The organism is Protofrankia sp. Cas8 (assembly GCF_963555845.1).
In the GTDB taxonomy this organism is placed as follows: domain Bacteria; phylum Actinomycetota; class Actinomycetes; order Frankiales; family Frankiaceae; genus Protofrankia.
The window spans coordinates 19,199-27,001 of record NZ_CAUVXI010000039.1; the positions used below are offsets into that span (position 1 = coordinate 19,199).

Here is a 7,803-nt window from a genome sequence, read left to right on the forward strand (position 1 = left end):
CTGGGACCTATTAGGGAAGCTTTAGCTAAGTAGCGAGCGTTCGTTTTCGTCATCCCAGCTGTGCGCAACCTCCGCTGGGTGACGCGGTGAACAGCTCCTGAATGGGCGTGGTGAGGTGCGGTGCTGGTCTGTTCATGTTTTGCTGTAAACGATCGGACGTTGCGCGGCGTGATCGAGTCGGGCGCGCGCGACACGGGTGATGTGGGTGACGTCTGCGCCGCAGGTACCGGCTGCGGCGGCTGCCTCGACGAGATCGAGGAGTTGCTGAGCGATCATCTCCGTGTCCGTCCGGTCGTCCCGTCGGGCTGACGCAGCGGAGGTTCCATGTGAGGGGCGACCCGGAAATCGTCGAACTGCTCAATCGCGTCCTCACCAATGAGTTGACAGCCGTCAATCAGTACTTCCTGCACTCGCGGATGCAGCTCAACTGGGGCTACGACCGGCTGGGCAGGCACACCTACGACGAGTCGATCGATGAGATGCGCCACGCTGACTCGCTGGTGCACCGGGTGCTCTACCTCGGTGGACTCCCGAATCTCCAGCGGCTGAACACGTTGCGCGTCGGTGAGAGCGTCGTCGAGCAACTGAACTCCGACCGGACCCACGAGATCGAGGCATGCGGCCTCCTGCGCGAAGGGATTGTCCTGACCCGATCCCGTGACGATGTCGGCTCGGCCGTCCTCCTGGAGAGGATCCTCGTCTCAGAGGAGGAGCACATCGACTGGCTGGACGCCCAGATCGAGCTACTCGCCCAGGTCGGGGAAGCGCACTACCTCTCGCAGCAGATCCACGACTGACCGGTAGCGGGCGACTGACCGTTTCAGGACAGCATGCTGCGGAGGGCTTCGGCGGTCGCACGTCGCAGCCTGCGGGCAGCCTCGGCCCGGCCGACGAACGCCGGCGCCCCCACCGTCGCGGGGGCGCCGGCAACGGGGGCCACCGGGTGGACGGTGAAGACGGCGGTGAAGCCGGCATCCTGCCAGCGACCCGGGTCGAGGTCCACCCGTCCGCAGACCGCGATGACCGGCACACCGGCCGTCCGGGCCCGGCTCGCGACGACCGCCGGAGCCTTGCCCCGCAGGGTCGTCGCGTCCAGTGCGCCCTCGCCGGTGATCACAAGGTGGGCGCCGTCCAGGGCCGCGTCGAAGTCGACGAGATCGAGGAGCAGCTCGGCGCCCGCCCGTATCTGTGCACCGAGAAAGACCATCGCGCCAAAGCCGAGACCGCCGGCCGCGCCTGCGCCCGCGGTGACCCTCGCCTCCCTCGCCGGGAGGCTCGCGACATCCCACGGTAGCGCGTCGAGCCGGTTGGCGAGCGTGCGCAGCCCCTCTTCGAGGACGGCGACCTCGGCTGGTCCTGCGCCCTTCTGCGGTCCGAAGACCGCTGCCGCACCGTGCGGCCCGAGCAGCGGGCTGTCAACGTCTGCCGCGACGGTGATCTCAGCATGGGCGAGTCGCCGATCCCGACCGCTGACATCGATTGTGTGAAGATCACGTAGGGCGGCGCCACCCGGCGGCAGGGGCCGGCCGGTCCGGTCCAGAAATCTGACACCCAGTGCGGAGGCCATCCCGGCGCCCCCGTCGGTCGTCGCGCTCCCGCCCGCTCCGAGCAGCAGCCGTCGGGCTCCGGCGTCCAGGGCGGCACGCACCAGCTCACCGGTACCGGCAGTGGACGCTGCCAGCGGCGCGAGCCGTCCAGGTGGCACGAGCCGCAGACCGGACGCCGCAGCCGTCTCCAGCACCGCGGCGTCGGCTCGAACGGCGAACGCAGCGCGCACCGCGGTTCCCAGCGGTCCGGCCACGGTGGCCTCATGACGGGTGAAGCCCGCGGCAAGAGCCGCGGCCACGGTTCCGTCGCCGCCGTCGGCCACCGGCCGCATGACGATGTCCGCGTGCCGGTAGGTGTCACCGACCCCGTCAGCCATGGCGTGTGCCGCCTCGTTCGCGGTCAGCGTGCCTTTGAAGGCGTTGGGTGCCACAACGATTCGAACGGACGTGGACATGCCCGCATAATCCCGTTGCGACGTGCGGTCGGTACATCCGGCACATGTGAATATCCACCGGACACGCCCTAACGTTCTGTGCTCACCCGACTGCCGCTACACTCAGTCTTCGATCGGGAAGTAGCGTGATGAGCCGGGATGTGCACGGGGCTGACATCCGCGAGGAGGTGCGTTGGTCGCGAGCGTGGTCGGCTTGGTGCCTGACGTGGTGTCCGCCGGGCTACTGGTGGTGACATCCGACAGCCGTGTGGTTTGGGCTAACCGGGCCCTGTTCGCCCTTGTGACGGGCGGTGCGATGGTGCATGAGCAGAGTGCGACACCGGATCCGACGGGTCTTGGCGTACTCGTGCAGGCCACCGCCGGTTTCGACGACATGGTTGCCGCCCGACTGGCCGTCGCCGAGGCCGGACTGCCGTTGGCGGGCGTTGTCCCGGACGGGGAACCGTGCGAGGCCAGGTGGCAGGCGCCCGACGGCACCACCCGGTGGCTGGAGATCCGTTGCCGTGCGCTGGCTGCCGGTGACACGGGCCGGGACCGGACGGTCGGTACCGGGGGCTATGTTCTTTATGAGATTGTCGACAATACCGCTCGTCACAATGAAGAGGATGTCGCGCAGCTGCGCCAACGGTGGCTCCGTCATGTGGAGACGATCGCCCGGACGGGCATCTGGGAGTGGGACCTGGTCACCAACGAGGTGGAGTGGTCCGACGAGCTTCTTGCGATGTTCGGCTACCCCACGGACACCTATCTCGATTACGACACCTACCGGTCGCTGATGCACCCCGACGACGTCTCGAGGATCGAAGGCGTTCTGGAGCGGGCGATCGCCGAGGTCAGCCCGTTTGAATTCACCCACCGCATGTACCTGGCCGACCGGGTTACCGAGTGTGTGCTCGAATGCCACGGCGATGTCCTCACCGACCATGCGGGTACGCCGATTCGGATCATGGGTACGGCTCATGACGTCACCGAGCTGATCCGGGTCCGCCGCGAGCTCATCCACCTCACGACGCACGATCCGCTCACCGGACTGCGCAACCGCCAGGCGATGACGGCGCTTCTGTCCGAACGCATCGCAGGCATCGCAGGCATCGCAGACATCGAACCCGTTGAGCGCATGACGGGCATCGCCATCGCGTCGAACGGGATGGCGCCGAACGGGATGGCGCCGAACGGGATGGCGCGGGCCGGGATGGCGCCGAAGGCGCCGGCGCAGGCCGGGACTCTGCTACTCGTCGACGTGGACGATTTCAAGGACGTCAACGACATGCGCGGCCATGCCGTCGGCGACGCGGTGATGGGGGCTCTCGCCCAGCTGCTGGCCAAGACCCTGCCCGGCGCGGTTCTCGGGCGGCTCGGCGGCGACGAGTTCGCCGTGGTTCTGGAGTCCGACAACGGCCCGGACGGACTGGGCGTCGCGAACGCCCTGTGCGAGAAGGTTGCCCGGCACACGATCATCGTCGATGGCGTGACGATCCGTATCACCGTCAGCGTCGGCGTTGTGTCGCTGTCATCTGCGACCGACAGCGACATGGCACTGGCTCGTGCCCACCTTGCGTTGTACGAAGCCAAGGATGCCGGACGCGGCTGTGCGCGACTGTTCACCCCGGAGCGCTATGAGCACGTTGCCCGGCGGATCTCGATGGTGCAGCGGGTACGCGACGCCCTTGACGGGGGTCTGATGGCGTTGGACGCGCAGCCCGTCGTGGACCTGTCATCCCGCCAGGTGCAGGGATACGAGCTTCTGTTGCGTCTTCGTGACGGTCGGCAACCGGATCTGGCGCCGGCCGAATTCATGGGCGCACTCGCCGACAGCGATCTCATGCTGAGCCTGGACCGTTGGGTGCTGGGGCAGGCGGTGGCCGCACTCGCCTCCGCCACCGCTCGCCGGGAGCGGCTCCGCCTGCACATGAACATCTCCGGCCAGTCCGTCGCGGATCCCGAATTCGGTCAGTTCGTCCTGTCGGCGCTGCGTGCGGCCCGGGTTGATCCATCTCAACTCGGCCTGGAGATCCCCGAGAGCGTCGCGGTGACCAGCCTGGACGCGGCGCGGCATCTTGCCGAGACCCTCACCGACGCGGGATGCCGGTTCACCTTGGATGACTTCGGCGCGAGCGTGGGTTCGTTCGTCTACCTGCGCAACCTTCCATTCACCAATGTGAAGATCGACGGTGATTTCCTGCGGCATGTGGACACGTCGCCGGCCGACACCGTCCTGGTGGACGCCGTGGTACGGGTCGCGCGCTGCCTCGGTATGTACACCATTGCCGAGAAGGTCGATCGTGAACCGCTGGCACTGGCACTGCGTGATCTTGGAGTGGACTATGCGCAGGGGTTCCTCACCGGCCGCCCCCGTCCATTGACCGATCTGCTCGCCGAAGGGTCGGACGTGGATCCCGAGACGCGTGAAGTCAGTCTCAACGGTTTTCTCGGTTAGCGCGCCCGGCAGTGATCAGCTGGAGCCGGTTTCAGATCAGTAGGGCCGCTGTGAACAGTCCCACCATGGTCGCGAGCGCGGCGGCGTCTGCGCGTCGGGGCCGGGCCGGCTGGTGTGACACCGCGCCGAAGCCGCCCCGCGCGGTGATCGCGTCGGTCATCTCCGCGGCCCGTCGTAGGCACGTGACTATCGCGGTGCACAGCAGCTCGGTCGCGCATCGCGCGTGGCGCGCCAACGCCGCCGGCCGGCGCGGCCGGGCCGGCCCCGCGGCCGCGCGTAGCCGGCGGACCGCGAGCAGCGTACGGATCTCGTCAACCAGCAGAGGCAGGCAGCGGATGGCCAGCGCCACCGTTGCCACCCACTCGTCGACCGGCAGCCGCAGCCGGCGCAGGGGCGCCATCAGCCGGTCCAGGGCGGGCGCGACGTCCGACAGCGGCGTTGTCCACCCGAGCAGCGCGGCAGTGGCGAACATGGTCATGGAGACCGACGTCAGCCGCAGCCATTCCAGGAGACCGCCGAGTGACAACCGCACTCCCGCGACCGCCATGAACGGTGCCTCGTGTGACTGCATGGTGAGCGCGGCGCCGATCAGGAGGCCGTACCAGAACCAACGGGGCAGCCTCGGTGCCGCGCCCGGCGGGATCCGGGCGATCACCATGCACACCCCGACGAATCCCGCGATCAGACCGATCACCGGCCACGACGGTCGCAGTGCGATGAGCATCCCGAGCGCGGCCATCATGATCAATTTTGTCCCCGCCCAGAGCCGGTGTACCGGGCTGGTGCCGGGGATGTAGCGCAGGAGGTTGGGTTCGGTCCGGCGGGCACGCGCGGCCGAACGCCGCCGGGAGAACCGACCCGGTGCTCGGGACGTGGCGGGCACGGGGACGTCGGGTTGCGAGGGCGCCGGTTGCGAGGGCGATGGGGATGGGGATTGCGCTGGCGCTGCGGCCACGGGGACCGGATCCCGATCCCGATCCGGCAGCGGCAGCGGTGCGGCGTGGGGACCCGCGGTGCTGATGATCCCCGAACGCTGCGCACGAGCGATGAGCGGCGCGCTGCGAGGCTGGGGGAGCATGCGGGAACCGATGCGGGCGGTGTCCGCAGGGTCGCTTGCTGATACGTACCGTGGCCGGTCACCGTGGAACGGGCCGTCGTGGACCACCCGTCCGGCGTCCAGGACGAGCATCCGGTCTATCACCTCGGCCAGACCTTCGAAGTCGTGGGATACCACGACCAGCGTCAGCCCGGTGCGGATGCGAAGGTCCGCGAGCACCTTGACGAGGATGTGTCTCGACGGGGTGTCGAGTCCCGCCAGTGGTTCGTCGAGGATCATCAGGCGGGGTCGGCGGGCGATGAGTCCGGCGAGCGCGGCGCGGCGCATCTGCCCGCCGGAGAGGTTCTCCACCCGCCGGTCCCGAAACAGCACGGGGTCCAGGCCGACCGCGGCCAGCGCCTCGTCGGCGGCGGCGGCGCTCACCCCGGCCGCGGCGCGTACGTCAGCACCCACGGTGGGCGCCAGCAGCTGAAGGCGGGAGTGCTGCACGGCCAGTCCGATCTCGCCGGGGCAGGCGGTCAGCGGGCGACCGGCCATGCGGGCATCGCCTTCCGACGGACTGAGCAGACCGGCGAGGACGGCCGCGAGCGTCGACTTTCCCGATCCGTTACGACCACCGATAATGATCGATTCGCCGCTGTCGAGCTGGAAGGATACGTCGGTCAGCGCCCGGTGTGCCCATGGCGATCGGGATGAGTAAACCTGTCCGACACCGTCGAGACACACCAGCGGAGACGCCCCGGCGGTCACGATCGGACCCGGCGGGAACCGCGGTTGGCGCGGGTTGGGGCCCGGATCGACCGGTGTACAGCGCAGCGGGCCGGGTGGCGAGCTGTCCGCCGGTGTCATCCGACCGCTGTCGAGCATGATGCGACGATGTGCCCGCATCGCTTCGGTACGGCGGTGGGTCACGTGCACGACCGCGACCCCCTCCTCGTCGGGAAGGCGTGCCAGCAGCTCGGTGAGCTGCTGGCGGCCGTCAGCGTCCACCATGGCGGTGGACTCGTCGGAGACGAGCAGGCTCGGTGCCCGCGCGAGTGCGGCGGCGACCGCCAGCCGTTGCAGCTGTCCGCCCGACAACGTCGCGGTTTCGTGGTCGGCGAGCTGGGCGAGCCCGACCTTCGCCAGCAGCGCCTCGACATCGACCGCCCGGCCACCGTCAGCCAGGCCCCACACGATGTCGTCGCGGACACGCACACCCAGCACCTGTGACTCCGGCCGCTGGAAGATCATGGATGTGCCGCCGGGTCGGCCCAGCGCACAGTCACCGGGCCGCAGTACCCGCCCGCTGGTAGGGCTCCAACCACCGATGATGCGGGCGAGGGTGGACTTCCCGGATCCGTTGGCACCCAGGATCGCCACGAACTCGGCCGGCCAGATGGTCAGTGACACGTCGTGGACGGCGTCCCGTGACGCGCCGGGATAACGGTAGGTCACCGATTCCAGCTGGAGGGGAAGGGGCCGGGTCTGCGGACAGGGCTGCCCATCGGCTTGTGCCCGCGGGTGTGCCTGCCAGTGGTCTGGCTGTTGCGGACGGGCGTGCGGATCCGGCTGCGTCGGCGCAGACCGCCGTCCGGCGGGGAGCCACGCCGGGGGGTTGGGATGGTCGGTCCGCGCCGATGGCGCGCCGGCGGCGAGGTGACGCAGTACCGGGCGGGTGACCAGCACGGTGGCGAGCACGTTGACCGCGGTGTTCGCCAGCAGCGCGGTCGGTAGGAGTGCCCACCAGTGCGTCGCGCCCCAGCGGACGACCGAGTCAGCGGCCGCCAGCCCGGGGTTGTCCGGCGCCATCCCGAGCCGTCCGATGCTGGTCCGGGCGCCGTCCCAGCTGTTGACGATCTCGGCGAGGACCAGTGTGCGCAGCTCGGTGAGAACGCCGAACACCGCGTCCATGACAAGGGCGATCGGCACCCACAGCACACCGACGGCCGCAGCCGCCGTGCGTAGGAGACCCCACCCCCGGCGGTGGGCGGTGCCCAGCAGCGTCCCGGTCATCATGCAGGAGGTGATGGTGATGGCGAACCCGGTGCCGCCGATGAGGACGGCTACGGCCATCGCGGCGAAGATCGCGGCGATCCCCGCCCGCAGTCGCCAGCGTGCAGCCAGTACCGCCGCCGGAACCGCCGCCGGGATCGTGAGCAACCAGCCGAGTGGAAGGAAACGCGCCACCAGGCAGATCGCGATCACCAGGTCGACGAGAACCGCCGCCTCGACGATCTCCAGTGCGCGCAGGCGACGCCCGGGCACAGACGTGACGGGCACCTCCGTCCGTATTTCCACGGTCACTCGCCACTCCCAGTCGCCGCC

The 7,803-nt window shown here is 69.2% G+C and carries 5 protein-coding genes; 3 read left to right on the forward strand and 2 right to left on the reverse strand.

Going from position 1 to position 7,803, the window contains the following annotated elements:
- The first annotated feature begins 168 nt into the window (after positions 1-168).
- Entirely contained in the window at positions 169-309 is a 141-nt protein-coding gene (locus U9977_RS08605; RefSeq protein ID WP_322748667.1) for a (2Fe-2S)-binding protein, read from the forward strand.
- 17 nt (positions 310-326) lie between these two features.
- On the forward strand, positions 327-797 hold the full coding sequence (gene bfr, locus U9977_RS08610) for a bacterioferritin (protein ID WP_322748668.1): 471 nt from the start codon (positions 327-329) through the stop codon (positions 795-797).
- Between the two features lie 23 nt (positions 798-820).
- On the opposite strand, the gene U9977_RS08615 is transcribed toward bfr, so the two are convergent.
- Complete coding sequence (locus tag U9977_RS08615) at positions 821-2,002, reverse strand: glycerate kinase (protein ID WP_322748669.1); 1,182 nt, start codon at positions 2,000-2,002, stop codon at positions 821-823.
- Positions 2,003-2,198: 196 nt separating this feature from the next.
- Between U9977_RS08615 and U9977_RS08620 the strand changes: the two genes are divergently transcribed.
- Positions 2,199-4,439 (forward strand): putative bifunctional diguanylate cyclase/phosphodiesterase, encoded by a 2,241-nt coding sequence (locus U9977_RS08620; protein ID WP_322748670.1) that lies wholly within the window; start codon positions 2,199-2,201, stop codon positions 4,437-4,439.
- Between the two features lie 31 nt (positions 4,440-4,470).
- On the opposite strand, the gene U9977_RS08625 is transcribed toward U9977_RS08620, so the two are convergent.
- The coding region (locus tag U9977_RS08625; RefSeq protein ID WP_322748671.1) for a DUF2232 domain-containing protein at positions 4,471-7,803 on the reverse strand (3,333 nt) is incomplete at its 5' end.

Excerpts from the sequence above, each read along its gene's own strand:
- U9977_RS08615 (WP_322748669.1), bottom strand. The coding sequence starts at position 2,002 with ATGTCCACGTCCGTTCGAATCGTTGTGGCACCCAACGCCTTCAAAGGC.